Source organism: Paraburkholderia ginsengiterrae, assembly GCF_001645125.1.
Classification (GTDB): Bacteria; Pseudomonadota; Gammaproteobacteria; order Burkholderiales; family Burkholderiaceae; genus Paraburkholderia; species Paraburkholderia ginsengiterrae.
Genome location: NZ_LXKA01000110.1, coordinates 163,703 through 180,901 on the forward strand (window position 1 = coordinate 163,703; position 17,199 = coordinate 180,901).

The 17,199-nt window shown below is 62.4% G+C and carries 13 protein-coding genes and 1 tRNA gene; 6 read left to right on the forward strand and 8 right to left on the reverse strand.

The features are described from left to right. Window positions 1–95: 95 nt before the first annotated feature. Together fmt and def are read right to left on the reverse strand one after the other, a co-directional pair. On the reverse strand, window positions 96–1,082 hold the full coding sequence (gene fmt / locus A6V37_RS08870; RefSeq protein ID WP_064285926.1) for a methionyl-tRNA formyltransferase: 987 nt from the start codon (window positions 1,080–1,082) through the stop codon (window positions 96–98). A 31-nt stretch (window positions 1,083–1,113) separates the two neighbouring features. Beyond that, window positions 1,114–1,617, reverse strand: coding sequence for a peptide deformylase (gene def / locus A6V37_RS08875; RefSeq protein ID WP_064266893.1), 504 nt, complete (start codon window positions 1,615–1,617; stop codon window positions 1,114–1,116). Window positions 1,618–1,860: 243 nt separating this feature from the next. Here def and dprA point away from each other — a divergent pair, with 243 nt between their 5' ends. From dprA to A6V37_RS08890, 3 genes are all read left to right on the forward strand, one after another. Continuing rightward, complete coding sequence (gene dprA / locus A6V37_RS08880) at window positions 1,861–3,006, forward strand: DNA-processing protein DprA (RefSeq protein ID WP_064266894.1); 1,146 nt, start codon at window positions 1,861–1,863, stop codon at window positions 3,004–3,006. 88 nt (window positions 3,007–3,094) lie between these two features. Further along, window positions 3,095–3,472 carry a thioredoxin family protein gene (locus A6V37_RS08885; protein ID WP_064266895.1) on the forward strand — a complete coding sequence of 126 codons (378 nt, stop codon included), beginning with the start codon at window positions 3,095–3,097 and terminating at the stop codon, window positions 3,470–3,472. A gap of 251 nt (window positions 3,473–3,723) precedes the next feature. After that, complete coding sequence (locus A6V37_RS08890) at window positions 3,724–6,387, forward strand: DNA topoisomerase III (protein WP_064266896.1); 2,664 nt, start codon at window positions 3,724–3,726, stop codon at window positions 6,385–6,387. A gap of 163 nt (window positions 6,388–6,550) precedes the next feature. Here A6V37_RS08890 and A6V37_RS08895 read toward each other — a convergent pair whose 3' ends face one another. Both A6V37_RS08895 and A6V37_RS08900 read right to left on the reverse strand, forming a co-directional pair. Continuing rightward, window positions 6,551–7,654 carry a LysR family transcriptional regulator gene (locus A6V37_RS08895; protein WP_064266897.1) on the reverse strand — a complete coding sequence of 368 codons (1,104 nt, stop codon included), beginning with the start codon at window positions 7,652–7,654 and terminating at the stop codon, window positions 6,551–6,553. 343 nt (window positions 7,655–7,997) lie between these two features. Then, entirely contained in the window at window positions 7,998–9,854 is a 1,857-nt protein-coding gene (locus A6V37_RS08900) for a phosphoenolpyruvate carboxykinase (GTP) (protein ID WP_064266898.1), read from the reverse strand. Window positions 9,855–10,234: 380 nt separating this feature from the next. On the opposite strand from A6V37_RS08900, the gene A6V37_RS08905 reads away from it, so the two are divergent. Then, window positions 10,235–11,248: a D-2-hydroxyacid dehydrogenase family protein gene (locus A6V37_RS08905; RefSeq protein ID WP_064285927.1), complete on the forward strand. Its 1,014-nt coding sequence runs from the start codon at window positions 10,235–10,237 to the stop codon at window positions 11,246–11,248. Between the two features lie 95 nt (window positions 11,249–11,343). On the opposite strand, the gene A6V37_RS08910 is transcribed toward A6V37_RS08905, so the two are convergent. Together A6V37_RS08910 and A6V37_RS08915 are read right to left on the reverse strand one after the other, a co-directional pair. Beyond that, window positions 11,344–12,219: a patatin-like phospholipase family protein gene (locus tag A6V37_RS08910; protein ID WP_064266900.1), complete on the reverse strand. Its 876-nt coding sequence runs from the start codon at window positions 12,217–12,219 to the stop codon at window positions 11,344–11,346. A 37-nt stretch (window positions 12,220–12,256) separates the two neighbouring features. Beyond that, window positions 12,257–12,661, reverse strand: a complete 405-nt coding sequence (locus A6V37_RS08915) for a PaaI family thioesterase (RefSeq protein ID WP_064266901.1) — start codon at window positions 12,659–12,661, stop codon at window positions 12,257–12,259. A gap of 201 nt (window positions 12,662–12,862) precedes the next feature. Between A6V37_RS08915 and A6V37_RS08920 the strand changes: the two genes are divergently transcribed. Then, window positions 12,863–12,938 (forward strand) — tRNA-Lys (locus A6V37_RS08920). A gap of 89 nt (window positions 12,939–13,027) precedes the next feature. Here the strand turns inward: A6V37_RS08920 and A6V37_RS08925 are convergent. After that, on the reverse strand, window positions 13,028–15,328 hold the full coding sequence (locus tag A6V37_RS08925) for a spermine/spermidine synthase domain-containing protein (RefSeq protein ID WP_100249363.1): 2,301 nt from the start codon (window positions 15,326–15,328) through the stop codon (window positions 13,028–13,030). A gap of 314 nt (window positions 15,329–15,642) precedes the next feature. Between A6V37_RS08925 and A6V37_RS08930 the strand changes: the two genes are divergently transcribed. Beyond that, complete coding sequence (locus A6V37_RS08930) at window positions 15,643–16,230, forward strand: LysE family translocator (protein ID WP_064266903.1); 588 nt, start codon at window positions 15,643–15,645, stop codon at window positions 16,228–16,230. 21 nt (window positions 16,231–16,251) lie between these two features. On the opposite strand, the gene A6V37_RS08935 is transcribed toward A6V37_RS08930, so the two are convergent. Further along, on the reverse strand, window positions 16,252–17,097 hold the full coding sequence (locus tag A6V37_RS08935) for a helix-turn-helix transcriptional regulator (protein WP_064266904.1): 846 nt from the start codon (window positions 17,095–17,097) through the stop codon (window positions 16,252–16,254). Window positions 17,098–17,199 lie beyond the last annotated feature (102 nt).

Below are 17,199 nucleotides of genomic sequence, written 5' to 3' on the forward strand. Positions count from 1 at the left end.
GAGTGCTGCATGGAGAATTCTAACGCGCGGCAGACCCGGCAAGCGGTGTCTTGAACATCGGCCGAACGGACAATGTTCAAGCGTGCGCCTGACTGTTATTTCGCTTCGGGAAGTTGAAAACGCTGCCCGGCGGCCAGCGTCGAGCCGGCCAGGAATTCGCGCACTGGCAAGCGCTTGCCGCCGGGTTTCTGCAGTTGCGTGAGACGCAATACGCCTTCTCCACAGGCCACGACTACGCCTTCGGGCGAGACGTCGGCAATCGTGCCGGGGGCACGGTCGCGTTGCGCGCCGATGGGAGCGGCGGCCCAGATTTTGATCGACGTGCCGTCGTCAAGCGTGCCTACTCCGCCGGGGAAGGGGTCGAATGCGCGCACCTGGCGCGCGAGCTCGGCCGCCGGGCGGCGCCAGTCGAGCGCGGCTTCGTGCTTGCCGATTTTTTCCGCGTAAGTCACGCCGTCCGCCGGTTGCGGCGTTGACGCGAGCTTGCCGCTACGCTCAAGCTCGATCAGCGCGTCGACAATCAGCCTCGCGCCGTCTTGCGCGAGACGGTCGTGCAACGTGGCCGTGGTGTCGTCAGCGGAAATCGCGGTGCGCGTTTCGGAGATCATCGCGCCGGTATCGAGACCCACGTCCATCTGCATCAGCGTGATGCCGGTTTCGGCGTCGCCCGCTTCGATCGCGCGATGAATCGGCGCGGCGCCGCGCCAGCGCGGCAGCAACGAAGCATGAATGTTGATGCAGCCGCGCGGCGGAATATCGAGTACTTCCTGCGGCAGGATCAGGCCGTAGGCGGCCACCACCATCACGTCGTGCGGCGTGGCACGCAGTTGATCGATCGCGGCGGCGGCTTCGGCCGGATATTTTCCGGCACGGCGCAGCGAAGCCGGCTGGGCAACGGCCAGCCCATGCTCCTGCGCGTAGCGCTTGACGGGGCTCGCCTGCAATTTCATCCCGCGGCCAGCGGGCCGGTCCGGCTGGGTCAGCACGAGCGGCACCGGAAAACCGGCACGGTGGATCTCGGCCAGGGCGGCCGCGGCGAACTCCGGCGTACCGGCAAAGATGACGCGCAACGAATGACTCATGAACGGGTGCGGAAAGCGGGGTGGACGCGCATTACATCGCGTGGGCGAGCTTCTTCATCTTGCTCTTGATGCGCGTCTGCTTCAGCGACGACAGGTACTCGACGAACACGCGGCCCATCAGGTGATCCATTTCGTGCTGGATGCACACCGCGAGCAGACCTTCGCAATCCATTTCGAAGGTTTCGCCCTTCTCGTTCAGCGCCCGCACGCGCACTTTTTCGGCTCGCTCGACATTGTCGTAAATGCCCGGCACCGAGAGACAGCCCTCTTCCGACAGCTTTCTTTCGTTGCTCGACCAGATGATTTCCGGATTGATGAAGGCGAGCAGCTCGTCGTGCGCGTCCGACACGTCGATCACGACCACGCGCTCGTGCACGTCCACCTGGGTCGCGGCCAGACCGACGCCAGGCGCGGCGTACATGGTTTCCGCCATGTCCTTGACGAGGCGGCGGATGCGGTCGTTGACCACTTCGACCGGCTTGGCAATCTTGTGCAGCCGCTTGTCCGGGTAATTGAGGATATTCAGTAAAGCCATGATCTTGAGTGTGATTTTCGGGCGCCGCTGACCGTGGGAACGCTCGCGTTGGCCTTTCGGCCAGGTTGTGGGCGCGCCGCATTGCGCACACGATAGTTGGTGTCGAACCGGTTCGATTCAACGCGCCATGTGCGCCAAACGACGGGCCCGCGCGGGTGGGCGCGGCGCTGCAGTTTTTCGGATGATGAAAATTTTAGCATGGCGCCTGCCTGCCCGCTGGCCCTGTACGAGGATCGACCTGCAATGCACACCTTGCCTGCAACTGATATTGAACTCGCCGCGTGGCTGCGGCTCTCGCTGGCGCCAGGGCTGAAACCCGCCGCCTTGCGCCTGCTGCTGAGCGCTTTTGGACTGCCGGAGGCAATACTCGAGCAATCGCCGGACGCGCTTGCCGCAATCGCCGGCGACGCCGCGGCGCGCGCTGCGCTCGCGCCGGCAGGTCCCGGGTTCGCCGCCCAGCTCGACGCGGTAATCGCGTGGCGCGAGCAGCCCGGCAACCAGGTCGTCACACTCGACGATCCGGCCTATCCGCCGGCGCTGCTGACCATGCCCGATCCACCACCGCTGCTATATATAAAAGGGCGGCTGGATCTGTTGCATGGCAGAGCGGTCGCGCTCGTGGGCAGCCGCAGCGCGACGCCCCAGGGAGTCGAAGACGCGGAGCGGTTCGCGCGCGAGTTGTCGGTGGCCGGCGTGACTGTCGTGTCGGGGCTGGCGCTCGGCATCGACGGCGCCGCGCATCGAGGTGGCCTCGCCGGCAGCGGCAGCACGGTCGCCGTGATCGGCACGGGCGCGGATCTGGTGTATCCGGCGGCACATCACGCGCTGGCGCGGCAAATCGCGGTGCAGGGCGCCATCGTGTCCGAATGGCCGCTCGGCACCCCCGCGCGCGCCGCCAACTTCCCGCAGCGCAACCGGCTGATCGCCGGGCTCGTCAGCGGCGTGGTGATCGTCGAAGCGGCCATGCGCTCCGGGTCGCTAATCACGGCGCGGCTTGCCAACGAAATGGGACGCGACATCTTCGCGTTGCCCGGATCGATTCATGCGCCGCTGTCGCGTGGTTGTCACCGGATCATCAAGCAAGGGGCAAAGCTGGTGGAAACGCCAGATGACGTGCTGGAGGAACTGGGGTTCGCACGACGGGCAGCGGCACGCCCTTCGGCGCTGCCCTGCCAGCCGTCCGCCAGTTCCGAAGCGACTTCCGAGGCGAATTCCGAGGCGCGGCGTCTCCTCACGGCCCTCGGACATGCACCCACCACGCTTGAAATTCTCGCCAGTCGCACCGAGATGGAAGACGCCGCCCTGCAAGCCACCTTGCTGCAACTCGAACTCGCCGGCCAGGTGACCGTGCTGCCCGGTGGCCGCTTCGTGCGGGCAAGCCACGGCTGACCCCGCACCGATCAGGGTTGACCACCATTCGGGATTGGCCATGCTACATTCGCGCCAACGCATCTGACAAAGTACGTAAGGAACCACCATGCCCGCGCTGAACCTCGACACCGACCAAGACCGGATCGCCGAGCGCGTCAACGAACCCGAAACGCTCTTCGTTGCCTGCTTGTGCGCGCAATGGTGCGGAACCTGTCGCGAGTATCGGGACGCCTTTGACAAACTGGCCGACCGGCACCCAGAAATCTGTTTTGCGTGGATCGATATCGAAACCCATGCAGACCGCTTCGACGATCTGGACGTGGAGAATTTTCCGACCGTCCTGATCGAAGATTCGGTGACGACCCGGTTTTTCGGCACCGTTCTACCGCAGGCGGCAATCGTGGAACGGATGTTGTCTGACTCGACGGCTTTGCCCGGCCTCACCGGCGCGCCCAAATTGCGCCCCGCGCTGTCGGTCGTCTGATGATGGCGGCCGGCCCGCATGCCCCGCAGCGCGGGCCGTGTGGGCGGGGCGCACCGCGTGTTTGCCGCAGCTTGCTCGATGCATGAGCACACAATTATGATGGCGCGCTTTTATGGCACTTGACACGCCGGTTTCGCGCCGTGTGCTATAAAGCGGTCGTTAATGGGTCGCAAAGGTCGCAAACGAGGGTCGTGCGCTAATTGCGCGCACTCAAGGCCATCAACCCGGATCTACCAACCTCACATCGAGTCATGTCCAAAGCACTGATCATCGCCGAAAAGCCTTCCGTCGCGAACGACATCGCGCGCGCTTTGGGCGGTTTTACCAAGCATGACGAATACTACGAAAGCGACGATTACGTCCTTTCCTCGGCAGTCGGCCATCTGCTGGAAATCGCCGCGCCCGACGAGTATGAAGTCAAGCGCGGCAAGTGGAGCTTCGCCAATCTGCCGGTCATTCCGCCGCACTTCGATCTCAATCCGATCGCCAAGAGCGAGTCGCGCCTGAAGGTGCTGACCAAGCTGCTCAAGCGCAAAGACGTCGATCGTCTGATCAACGCCTGTGACGCGGGGCGCGAGGGCGAACTGATTTTCCGCCTGATCGCGCAGCACGCGAAAGCCAAGCAGCCGGTGCAGCGCCTGTGGCTGCAGTCCATGACGGCGGGCGCGATCCGTGACGGTTTCGCGCGTCTGCGCAGCGACGAAGAGATGCAGCCGCTCGCCGATGCGGCACGCTGCCGCTCGGAAGCGGACTGGCTGGTCGGCATCAACGGCACGCGCGCCATGACCGCGTTCAATAGCAAGGGTGGCGGCTTCTTCCTGACCACGGTCGGGCGAGTGCAAACGCCCACGCTGTCGATCGTGGTCGAACGCGAGGAGAAGATCCGCCGCTTCGTGCCGCGCGACTACTGGGAAGTGAAAGCGGAGTTTGTCTGCGCGGCGGGCTTCTACGAAGGCCGCTGGTTCGATCCGAAATTCAAGCGCGACGAGTTCGACCCGGAAAAACGCGATTCGCGTTTGTGGGCGCTGCCTGCCGCTGAAACGATCGTCGCCGCCTGCCGCGGCCAGATCGGCACGGTGACGGAAGAATCGAAGCCGTCCACGCAACTGTCGCCGGCGCTGTTCGACCTCACCAGCCTGCAGCGCGAGGCCAACGGCCGCTTCGGCTTCTCGGCGAAGAACACACTGGGCCTCGCTCAGGCGCTGTACGAAAAGCACAAGGTGCTGACCTATCCCCGTACCGACGCGCGCGCGCTGCCGGAAGACTACCTGGAGACGGTCAAGCAGACGCTCGGCATGCTCAAGGAGAGCAACAACTACCTGCCGTTTGCCAAGCAGGTGCTCGACAAGGGCTGGGTGAAGCCGAACAAGCGCATCTTCGATAACTCGAAGATCAGCGACCACTTCGCTATTATCCCGACGCTGCAAGCGCCCAAGAATCTGTCCGAACCGGAACAGAAGCTCTACGACCTCGTCGTGAAGCGGTTCCTGTCGGTGTTTTTCCCGGCCGCCGAATACCGGGTGACGACGCGGATCACGGAAGTGGTCGGCCATCACTTCAAGACCGAAGGCAAGGTGCTGGTGGAACCGGGCTGGTTGCAGGTTTATGGCCGGGAAATCAGCGGCGAAGACGCGAATCTCGTGCCGGTGCAGAAGGACGAGAAGGTCAAGACCGACAAGATCGCCGCGCAGCAACTGGTCACGAAGCCGCCGGCACGCTACAACGAAGCGACCTTGCTGTCGGCCATGGAAGGCGCCGGCAAGCTCGTAGAAGACGACGAACTGCGTGAAGCCATGGCTGCCAAGGGTCTGGGCACGCCGGCCACGCGCGCCGCCATCATCGAAGGTTTGCTGGGTGAGAAGTATCTGATCCGCGAGGGCCGCGATCTGATTCCGACCGCCAAGGCGTTCCAGCTCATGACGCTGCTGCGCGGTCTCGGCGTGAAGGAGCTGACTGCCCCAGAATTGACCGGCGAGTGGGAGTACAAGCTCTCGCAAATGGAACGCGGCAACTTGCCTCGCGACGCGTTCATGCAGGAAATCGCGCGCATGACGCAGACCATCGTCAAGCGCGCGAAAGAGTACGATTCCGACACGATCCCGGGTGATTACGCGACGTTGCAGACGCCGTGTCCGAATTGCGGCGGACAGGTGAAGGAAAACTACCGGCGCTTTGCCTGCTCGAAATGCGAGTTCTCGATATCGAAAATTCCGGGCGGCCGGCAATTCGAGATCGAGGAAGTCGAGGAGTTGCTGCAGAACAAGACCATCGGACCGCTGTCGGGTTTCCGCAGCAAGATGGGCCGTCCGTTCTCGGCAATCCTGAAGCTTTCGCTCGACGACGAGATCAAGAATTACAAGCTCGAATTCGACTTCGGCCAGGATGCGGGTGGTGAAGACGGTGAACCGCCTGATTTCTCCGATCAGCAGCCGGTGGGCGCATGCCCGAAGTGCAAGGGCCGCGTGTTCGAGCATGGCATGAGCTACGTCTGCGAGAACTCCGTCGCCAATCCGAAGACTTGCGACTTCCGCTCCGGCAAGGTGATCCTGCAGCAGGAAATTGCCCGCGAACAGATGGCGAAGCTGCTCGAAGAGGGCCGCACGGATCTGCTGACAAACTTCAAGTCGTCGCGTACCGGCCGTAACTTCAAGGCATTCCTCGTCAAGCAGAGCGACGGCAAGATCGGCTTTGAATTCGAGAAGAAAGAACCGTCGGCGAAAACGGCGGCAAAGACCGCGGCAGCCAAATCGGCCGCCAAGGCAGTGCCGGAAGCTGATGAGGAAGATGCCGAAGTAGCGGTGAAAGCAGCGCCAGCCGCCAAGAAGGCGGCGGCGAAAAAAGCGCCTGCAACCAAGACCGCCGCAGCGAAGAAGGCGCCCGCCAAAAAAGCGGTAGCGCGCAAAACGGGCTCGTAATTTGCGCCGGCGTTGAACCGGCGGCCGGACGGGCGTTCGCCCCCGGCCGGCGTCAATCCGACTTGCCATGAAAAAAGGCGCGGTCACATAGTGTGACCGCGCCTTTTTGTTTGTTCGCCAGGCTGCGCCTATTGCGGCACAGCCAGCCTTACCGGCTCATCCCTTATAGCGGCGACAAAGCCGTTGGCCGCGAACGAGGCGTCGTCTTTGCCAAGGTCTTCGGCATCGGCGACAACTCGCTATCCAGCAGGTGCGAGAGCGGCTCAGCGCCGTCGAAAGCTTCCGGCGGCATGGGATCCGCGGAATTGACGGCGGGCATCGCGGCGGGCCGGCCGAGACCGTCCTCCTTGATCCACTGTTCGCCCAACAGGCCATTCGGCGTCTGACTGAAATGCTCGACCAGATGGTCGATGAACGTCCGCACCTTCGCCGGCAAGTGGCGGCGGCTCGGGTAAGCAATGTTGATCTCGACCTGCGGCAACCGGTAATCGCCCAGCAAACGCACCAGCCGGCCACGGGTCATGTCGCGGCCAATCAGGTAGCTCGGCAAAATCGCGATGCCCATGCCCAGCAATGCAAACTGACGCAGCATTTCCGTGTTGTTCGCCACGATCACGTTCGCCGGACGCACCCGCACCTCACCTTCAGGCCCCGTGAAAACGCGCTCGTCGCCCCAGTACTCGGACGGCAGGCTCAGGCACGGATGTTCGAGCAGATGCTCCGGCCGCGTGGGCGTGCCATGCTTCTCCAGATAGGCGGGCGTGGCGCACACCGTCATACAGCCGGTGGTGAGACGCCGCGTGACGATGCTTGCGCTGCGCATCTGCCGCGCAATCACTACACCCACGTCGAAACCTTCTTCGACCAGATCGACCTGGCGGTCGACCAGCGTGACGTCGGGGATGACTTTCGGATAGCGCTCCGCGTACGTCTGAAGCACCGGCGCCAGATTGTGCAAGCCGAACACGACGGGCGCGACGATTCGCAAGGTCCCGACCGGTTCGTGATTACGCGCGACTACCATCTGCTCGACGTCTTCCAGTTCGTCGAGAATCTGGCGCGCACGCTCGAGATAGACCTGACCCGATTCCGTCAGCGACAAACTGCGAGTTGTGCGATTGAGCAGCCGGGTACCAAGACGGCCCTCGAGATCGGCAACGTGACGGGTGGCAACTGCGTTGGAAATATCCATCGCGCTCGCAGCGCGGGCAAAACTGCCGAGATCCGCCACTTTGACGAAAACTCGCATCGACTGCAAATGATCCATAAGACAACTCCGGCCGTGTTACTGCTTCCTGACAATTAGTGAAAACCAGTGAAGCGAACTTGGAATTCTCCTACGACTCGCGAAATCGTGCAGAAGTTGCCCACGAAAGCGGAAATATTGTCGATATTTGTGTCAATGCTCCCTTCAATGTGGGGAACAATCAGTGATTATTCTTTGATACGAAACAATCTGCTGCACTGCACGTTGAACCACCGTTATTGTTCGAACAGATGCAACGGTGGTGCCGGTGTTGCGGAATCAGAAAAGATCGCCGCAAAGAGGCGATCCCCAAATAAAAAGCCGCCCGAGGGCGGCTTTTTAGACGAAGTGAATACTCACATGCCTATGCTGCGAGCTTGCGCTCTAGCGTGCGCTTTGCTTGCGTCAACGCTGGCGGCAGGCCTTGTTGCAACGTGTCAAACAGCTTGGCATGCAGTTCCAGCTCGTCGCGCCAGGCTGCGTCGTCGACGGAAATCACCTGCTCGAACTGCTCGCGGCTGAAGTTCAGGCCGTTCCAATCGATGTCCTCGTAGTGCGGCGACACGCCAAACGCATGTTCCTCACCTTGAGCCGCACCTTCGACCCGCCCGACCATCCAGCTCAGCACGCGCATGTTCTCGCCGAAGCCCGGCCAGACGAACTTGCCGTCCGCCCCCTTGCGGAACCAGTTGACGCAGAAGATTTTCGGCAGCTTCGCGTTCAGCGCTTCCAGACGCTCGCCCATTTTGAGCCAGTGACCGAAGTAATCGCTCATGTTGTAGCCGCAGAACGGCAGCATCGCGAACGGGTCGCGACGCACCACGCCCTGCTGCCCGGCTGCGGCGGCGGTCGTTTCGGAGCCCATGGTCGCCGCCATGTAGACGCCTTCGACCCAGTTGCGCGCTTCGGTGACGAGCGGCACGGTGGTGGAGCGGCGGCCGCCGAAGATGAACGCGTCGATCGGAACGCCCGCCGGGTTTTCCCAGTCGGCGTCGATGGACGGACATTGCGAGGCCGGCGCCGTGAAGCGCGCGTTGGGATGCGCCGCCTTTTGGCCGGTTTCCTTTGCGCTGGCCGGCGTCCAGTCTTTGCCTTGCCAGTCGATCAGGTGCGCGGGCGCTTCGTCGGTCATGCCTTCCCACCAGACGTCGCCGTCGTCGGTCAGCGCGACGTTCGTGAAGATCACATTCTCTTTCAACGTCGCCATGGCGTTGAAGTTGGTCTTTTCGCTGGTGCCCGGCGCGACGCCGAAGTAGCCGGCTTCCGGATTGATCGCGTACAGGCGGCCGTCCTTACCTGGTTTGATCCAGGCAATATCGTCGCCGATCGTGGAGATTTTCCAGCCGTTCAGGCCTGCCGGCGGAATCAGCATCGCGAAGTTGGTCTTGCCGCACGCCGACGGAAACGCCGCCGCGACATGGTGCTTGCGCCCTTCCGGCGAAGTCACGCCGAGAACCAGCATGTGCTCGGCGAGCCAGCCTTCGTCGCGGCCCATGGTCGACGCAATGCGCAGCGCAAAGCACTTCTTGCCGAGCAGCGCATTGCCGCCGTAGCCCGAGCCATAGCTCCAGATTTCGCGCGATTCGGGGAAATGGACGATGTATTTGGTGTCGTTGCACGGCCAGGGCACGTCTTTCGCGCCAGCCGCGAGTGGCGCGCCCACCGTGTGGACGCAGGGTACGAATTCGCCGTCTTCACCCAGCACGTCGTACACCTTGCGGCCCATGCGCGTCATGATGCGCATGTTGGTCACCACGTAGGGGCTATCGCTCAATTCCACGCCGATGTGCGCGATCGGCGAGCCGAGCGGGCCCATCGAGAACGGCACCACGTACATGGTCCGGCCGCGCATGGCGCCTTCGAACAGACCATTGAGCGTGGAGCGCATTTCAGCGGGCGCGATCCAGTTGTTGGTGGGACCCGCGTCTTCGCGGCGCTGCGAGCAGATGAAGGTGCGATCTTCGACGCGCGCCACGTCGGATGGATCAGACCAGGCCAGATAAGAATTGGGACGCTTAGCCGGATTGAGTTTCCTGAGGGTGCCCGCTTCGACCATCTGCGCGCACAGCCTGTCGTATTCCTCCTGCGAACCGTCGCACCAGACGATTCTGTCCGGCTTGGTCATAGCGGCAACGCGCTGGACCCAGTCGATCAGTTTGGGGTGCTTGACCCACGTGGGCGCCTCGATAGTGGGCTGCCCTTCGAATGAGGGATGATTCATCGACTTGTCTCCGTTCTGAAGCAATAGAAAAACGGTACAAGCCCGGTAAAACACTGCATGCGAGAGGCGTTCCATGCTTCACGCCAGGGTGCCCGCAACCCCGACGCGCCATAGTGCAGGTCATTCCGGGCTACACAGCCTGTTGGGCGGAGAGGCCTACGGACGGGGCTTCTGCAACCGTCTGTAAAGCGACTTGCATCAACACGCAACAAACTGTTAAAAACGATGTCAATCGGCCTTGCCGTGGCGCTGCCGTTCTTCGGCGGCAGCTTCTACGGTAAGGCATTCAGCCAGACCGGCATGTGACCTAAGTCACATGGTGGGACAGTCAGCATAACACTCCGTTCCGCACCTCTAAGGTGCGCCGCAAGACACATACCATGAAGATTGCCATCCTCGACGATTACCAGGACGCCGTTCGTAAGCTCGACTGCTTTCAATTGCTGGCCGACCATGAAGTCAAAGTTTTCAACAACACCGTTCGCGGTCTTGGCCAACTCGCAAGTCGCCTTTCCGAAGTCGACGCGCTCGTCCTCATTCGCGAACGCACACGCATCAGCTCCCAACTACTCGACAAGTTGCCGCGTTTGCGCATGATCAGCCAAACCGGCAAGGTATCGAGCCACATCGATCTGGCGGCCTGTACCGAGCGCGGCATTGCCGTGCTGGAAGGCAGCGGCTCGCCGATCGCACCGGCCGAATTGACGTGGGCTCTTATCATGGCGGCCCAACGGCGTATTCCGCAATACGTAGCAAACCTTAAGCAAGGGGCCTGGCAGCAGTCCGGTTTGAAGACGTCGGCGTTGCCGCCGAACTTTGGTTTGGGTCAAGTGCTGCGTGGTCAGACACTGGGGATCTGGGGTTACGGCAAGATCGGCCGGCTGGTTGCTGGCTACGGCAAGGCGTTCGGCATGAATGTGCTGATCTGGGGCCGCGAGCATTCGCGCGAAGCCGCGCTCGCCGACGGCCATGCTGTGGCCGAGCGCCGCGAGGCGCTGTTCGAGCAGAGCGATGTGCTGTCGTTGCATCTGCGCCTGCATGACGACACGCGCGGCATCGTGAAGCAGGAAGACCTGATGCGGATGAAGCCGACCGCGCTGCTCGTGAACACGAGCCGGGCCGAGTTGCTCGACGAAAACGCGCTGGTGAATGCGCTGTCGCATAACCGTCCGGGGATGGTCGCGATCGACGTGTATGAAAGCGAGCCGATTTTGCAGGGCTACAGCCTGCTGCGCATGGAAAACGTGATCTGCACGCCGCACATCGGCTATGTGGAACGCGAGAGCTACGAGCTGTATTTCAGCGCGGCGTTCAGGAATATTCTGGCTTTCGACAAGGGCGACACGGCCAGCGTGGCGAATCCGGAGGCCCTGCAGGGCGGCCGCCGGCGTTAAACGCCGGACTGCGGCTAGCGGCGCGTCTTCGCGCGCCGCGGATTTTCGCTGGCGGGCGCGTCTGCGCCGCGCCCGCGTTCACCTCGGCGGATGTCTCAACGCGCTTCGTGCGCGCCGGCTTCCAGCAGATCGGGCATGCGCTCGAGGAAAACCTCGCCGTCAGCGCGGCCGAGGTTGTACGCGTGCACCATCTGCGAGGGGCTCGTGTAGTCCCAGCTCGAAATCGGCACCTTGCGCGACGGCTGGACGTAGAGCCGTTGCTGCACACCGTGCGGCACGACGAACATCTGTGGACGCGGGTAGAGACGCGTGACCATGACCAGCACGTTGCCCGGCGCGTCGGCGTCGAGCGCGCCGACCGGCACGTTGTCGACCATGCCGCCGTCCAGCACCGGCCGGCCGTTGCGCCGCAGCACCGGGGTGAACGGCGGCGTACTCGACGATTGCAGGATCAGATCCGCGAGATCCTCGACACTCGCACAGTCCTGCGCGCGCACGAATTCCGGATGAAAACCGAGCGTCTGACCGAGCGTCGGATGCAACGTCTTGCGCACATATTTTTCGATGTTGTATGCGATCAGGCCCGCGGCGACCGCGCTGCGCGCGCCAAGCCAGCGCGGCAGATGCGATACGCCGATGCGGATTTCCGGCGCATTGGCGAGCGTCGAAAACTTTTCGCCGTAGATGTCGAGCAGCGCTTGCCGGTAGATGCGGTAATGCGGAAACACTGACTCGCCGCGCAACAGGTTGCCCCAGTAGGCGTTACGCGTGTTGTGCCGCAGCGCGTCTTCGTAATAGCGCATGACCCAGTCGGAATCGCGTGTGTAGAGCATGCACGCGGTGGCGGCGCCGGCCGAAATGCCGGCGATGACACGCGGACGGATATGCAACTCCGGCTGAACCACGTCCCAGAAACCCGCCTGCCACCAGCAGCGATTGCCGCCGCCGGCGAAAACGACCTGATCGAACATCTTGGCATTTCCCTCTAATGCGGCATTCCGGCCCGTTCTAGTCGAGCAGCGCGTAGGTGGTGGTGGCATGGACGGCCATATTGCCGGACTCGTCGAATAGCTCGACTTCGCCGAACACCAGGTTGCGGCCCATGCGCAGCACGCGCGCGGTAATCAGCACGTCGCCGTTGCGCACCGTGCGCATGAAATTGATGTTGAGCGACACCGTGCTCATCGGTTTGAAGCCGCCGAGCGCGGCGGAAATGGCGACGATCATGGCCGTGTCGGCGGCCGCCATGAAGACCTGCCCGCAGATCACGCCGCCGGAATGGCGCAGGCCGCCGGAAAACGGCAGGCGCAGCGTGGCACTTTCTTCGTCGACCTTGACCGGCGTAAGCGTGAGCGCGCGCACCCACGGCGCGAGGATGCGGTCGAGCAGTTCAATAATCTCTTGGTCACTCATGGCAATCCCCGGTCGAAAGCCGCATGACACCGCGTGCGGCAAGATATCGCGACATGATACCGGGACGATGCATGCAGCGGCTTTTTCACGATAGCGCGCCAGCCGAGGGATGCCTCGAGTCGGGGGATGCAGATTTTTATAAGAAATCTGCTAAAGGGGCTTGGCAAGCTCAAAAAGTTACTGCATAATTTCGCTTCTGTTGGGGCGTTAGCTCAGTTGGTAGAGCAGCGGACTCTTAATCCGTAGGTCGAGTGTTCGAGTCACTCACGCCCCACCAAAGAATTCAAAGGGTTACAAGCGATTGCTTGTAGCCCTTTTTCGTTTACGTCCTTTACGTCCGCCAATCCGAAATCTCCGCAGCGGCGCTCACTCCAGCCCAAGATCGTGGCGCCACTCGCTTCCCATGTTGTCGTCGGTGACCGGCGCCCTGCCCGCCGTGCGCGCGAGAATTCGCGAGCATGGCTCGACCCACTGCTCGTGGCTCGACGCGTCGGTTGCGGTGAACTTAGCCTTCAGCAGCTCCCAACCGCCGCGATCGTCCAACATTTGGCGACTCTCGGAACTGAGCACCGGCCGGCCGTCGATCCGATAGGCATCCAGCGTGCGGTGCCAGTTTTCGAAATCCCAGTTCAACGGCGAAAGCGACACGACCATGTGATTGGAAAACCGCGCCCCGTAGGGAAACGCGAGGCAAGCGGTGCGCTGTACCCGCTCGGAGTCAGTTGTGTTGTAGAAGAAAACGCCGTCCGGCTTCAGATGGGCTTTGACCAAGGCCAGAAATTCGCTCGACAGCAGATTCGCCGCATTGGCCCTGAAGTACCACGTGGTATTTGAAACGACCACATCGAACCGGCGTCCCGCGTTCAGAAGCAGCCAGCGACGACCATCGTCGGTAACAATATGCACTTTCGGATTGGTCAGCACCGACGCCACCTCGGGCGTTTGAGCCAGCAGCTGCAGATAACCAGGGTTGATCTCGACGATGGTCAGCGACGCGACCTGCGGGTTGTTGGCAATGACCTGCGCCCATGAGCCCGATGCGAGCCCGATCATCAGCACGTCGCGCGGCTGGCGATGAAAGAGGCTCAGCGCATAGGGCCGCACGATGCCGTTGGTATCGTTCATCAGGTCGGTGTTGAAGCGGCCGTCATACATCCCGTTCCCGTAAACCGTTCCGGTTCGGTCGACGGTGATGATGCCGCTGCGGTTCTCTATGACATGTGTGAACTGTCCCTTGGCGTCGGGCGAGCCTTTCCAAAGCAACGCTTCGAGAACGCCGGACGTCACCGCAGGCAGCAACGGCACGACGAGGGCGCCCACGGCGACAGCCAGTCCCGCCTGCCGCCATTTCGCACGTCGCGTGGCCGGCAACGCGGCCGCAAGAAGCAGCCCGCAAGTGAGCCCCGTGCCGACCAGCACCGTGGCGATCTGGACCAGGCTGAGCCTGTCCATCAGCACGAAGCCGGTGAGCACGCTGCCGACCGCAGACCCCGCAATATTGGCGAGATACAGCAGCGCGGTGCGCATTCCTGCCCGGTCGTCGGGCGTCACGCCGAGATGGGCGAGGCACGGCAGCAAGGTCCCCCAGTAACGGGCGAACACATACACCATCAGCAATGCAACGCCCAGCAATCCGCGCTCGAGCCACGCAAGATGCGCAAGCAAAGGCAGAAACAGCAAGCCGACGAGGTTAGCCTTCAAGAGGCTCCCGACAACCCGCCGCGGCGCGTCATCGCCGGACGTCGCGCACCAATCTCCTGCTTGGCGCGAGCCGGAAGCCAAGCCGACGAGAAACGCGCCCAGCGTCACTGAGAAAGCTGCGGCGCTACCGCCCGTCGCATAGGACAGGGTGCGAACAAAGAAGACCTCGTAGGACAGCGAAATGAAGCCGCCCGCGAAGGCCAGGGCAGTGACCGGCGCGAAGCGCAGCGTCGCCGTCTTCGCCACGGACGCCATCTGATCGAACGCGACCGAGGACGTAGCGCGATCGCTGCGCCAGTAGGCACCGAGCGCGCCCAAGGCCACCATGACGTTCATCGAGACGGCCAGGTAGACAGACAATTGCATGCCGAGGAACGGAAACAGCAGCACGGTGGAGATCAGGCAGGCCGCACCTGCCCCAAGCGTGTTGACGTAATACAGACGCCCGACCGAACTCCCCACATTGCCGGACCGGTTGGCGAGATGACCGACCAGCACCGGCAAAGTCGCGCCCATCAGTAGCGTAGGCACGGCCACGAGGGCAAGAGTCACCATGCCGATCACAGGAAGTGGCATGCCCAACGCGAGCACCCCGACTTTATCGAAGACGCCGAGCGATACGATGCCGAAGCTTCCGGTCAACAATTCGATTGTGGCGAGCAGAAGCAGCAGTGGAATATTCCGCCGCTTTGACAGCCATCCCCCTGCCAGGCTGCCGAGCCCGAGGCCAAGCATGAAGGCCGTGACGACAATCGTCACCGACTCGATGTTGACACCAAAAATGCGAAACAGCGCGCGCTGCCAGACGAGCTGATAAATGAGCGCGGGAAAGCCGGAAAAGAAAAAAAGCGTACACAGAAGGCGGGTCCATCGTCCGCCCGGCTCGCCTGCACTTTCTTGGCCGACGGATCGTGAGGACACGAGCGCCGACGTGATTGGCTGTTCAGGTGATTCCGTAGAATTCACGATAGCCCCCGGTATGTTGTTATTGCTTGTTTTCTATTTGGTACGCCTGACGGTGCGCATCAGTCGTAGGTCCTGCAGATTAGCCGACTTCGCGCTCCGCCCATGGTTGACTATCGCACATATCGGGAAATGGCTGTGGTGCGATTCAACAGTCGCTCCCAGCGAGATGGCAGTGCGACGCGCTGTTCATCTGGGCAGGCTGAGCGACAGACTTCGAGCTAGCGCCCCCAAAGCAATTTCCTTCAATACACCCCATCCCCGCCCCGATACCGTTGACGTCGCAAATCCCGCGCACCTACGTATCGAGGCATCAGATGACCGCACTACTCTCCATGGCCGCGTTCGCGCTCGCCTGCTCCATTTCTCCCGGCCCGGTGAACGTCGTGGCGCTCAGCGCCGGCGCCCAGCACGGACTCGCCGCGAGCATGCGGCATGTCACCGGCGCGACCGTCGGTTTCACCGTACTGCTTCTACTGATAGGCTTGGGGCTGCACGAACTGCTCGCCCATTTCCCCCATCTGATCACCATCGTCAAATGGACGGGCGTCGCCTTCCTGCTCTATATGGCCTACAAACTCGCCGTCGACGACGGCAAGCTCGGCGCGGACAAACCCGCCCGCGGCCCCTCCTTCGCCTACGGCGCGGCGATGCAGTGGCTCAACCCGAAAGCGTGGCTCGCGTCGCTGGCCGGCATGGGCGCGTATGCGGCCGACGGCGACGGCAGGCTCGTCTGGCAATTCACCGTGGTGTACTTCGTGATCTGCTATGTGTCGATTGCGAGTTGGGCGTACGCCGGCACGTTCCTGCGGAAATACCTGCAGGAACCGCAGCGAATAAGGCTATTCAATCGCTCGATGGCGGCGCTGCTCGCCGCTAGCGCGCTCTATCTGCTGGTCGCCTGACGCGCCGCGCAGCCTCGCGATTCAAGTGCGATATTGCCCCGGCGTCGCCGCGACCAGCCGCTTGAAGGTGCGCTGTAAATGCGCCTGATCGGCGAACCCGGCGTCGAGTGCGACATCCGCGATCACACGGCCGCGCCGGAGTTGCGCGCGACTGTACTGAATGCGCCGGTTTATCAGGTAAGCGTGCGGGGTCATGCCATAGCGCTGTTTGAAAGCGCGAATCAGGTGCGATGGGGACAGCTCGGCCGCCTCGCACACTTCTTCCAGTTTCAGCGAACGCGTGCAGTTTTCAGCGATGAACTCCGCCGCACGCGTGATCTGACGGCTCGCGTCGTAATCCGGCGGTGCCGCCGGATTCAGCGAATGTTGCACTTCGGAGAAGAAAGTGATTGCCGCGCTTTCCTTGCGCAGCATGTCGGCGTCGTGATCGACGAGAATCGTGTAGAGCCGGTTCAATCCGTCGAACAACGCCTCATCCAGTGTCATGGTTTGGGAGAACGCGCGGAACGCCTGGTTCCCGCTGAAACCCAGATCGTGTTGCAGCTTGGTGAGCCACGCCACATCGACATGCAGCATGCGGTACGACCAGCGCTCGTCGGCAACCGGATTGCACGCATGCACGTCGTCCGGATTCATCATGACGACCGCCCCCGCGCCGATCCACTCACGCGCGTGGCGATTCACATACACGCTGCGCCCACCGGTGACCGCGCCAATCGAGAACGTCTCGTGCGAGTGCTTCGCGTAGCAAACCTCACGGCCGTCTTCAATGGAACGCGCCTCGATGAACGGCAGCGCGTCACTGCGCCAGAACTTCGGCGCCCTGGCGCTGTTCGCGTGAATTGCCGTCTCCGTCATCTCGCTCATCTCGCGCGCTCCGATCGTTGCGTGGGCGTCGCTATCTTAGCGAGGCCCACGTATCGTAGCCGCCAAACGCACAGTCAACAAGCCAACTGACGGACAACCCAC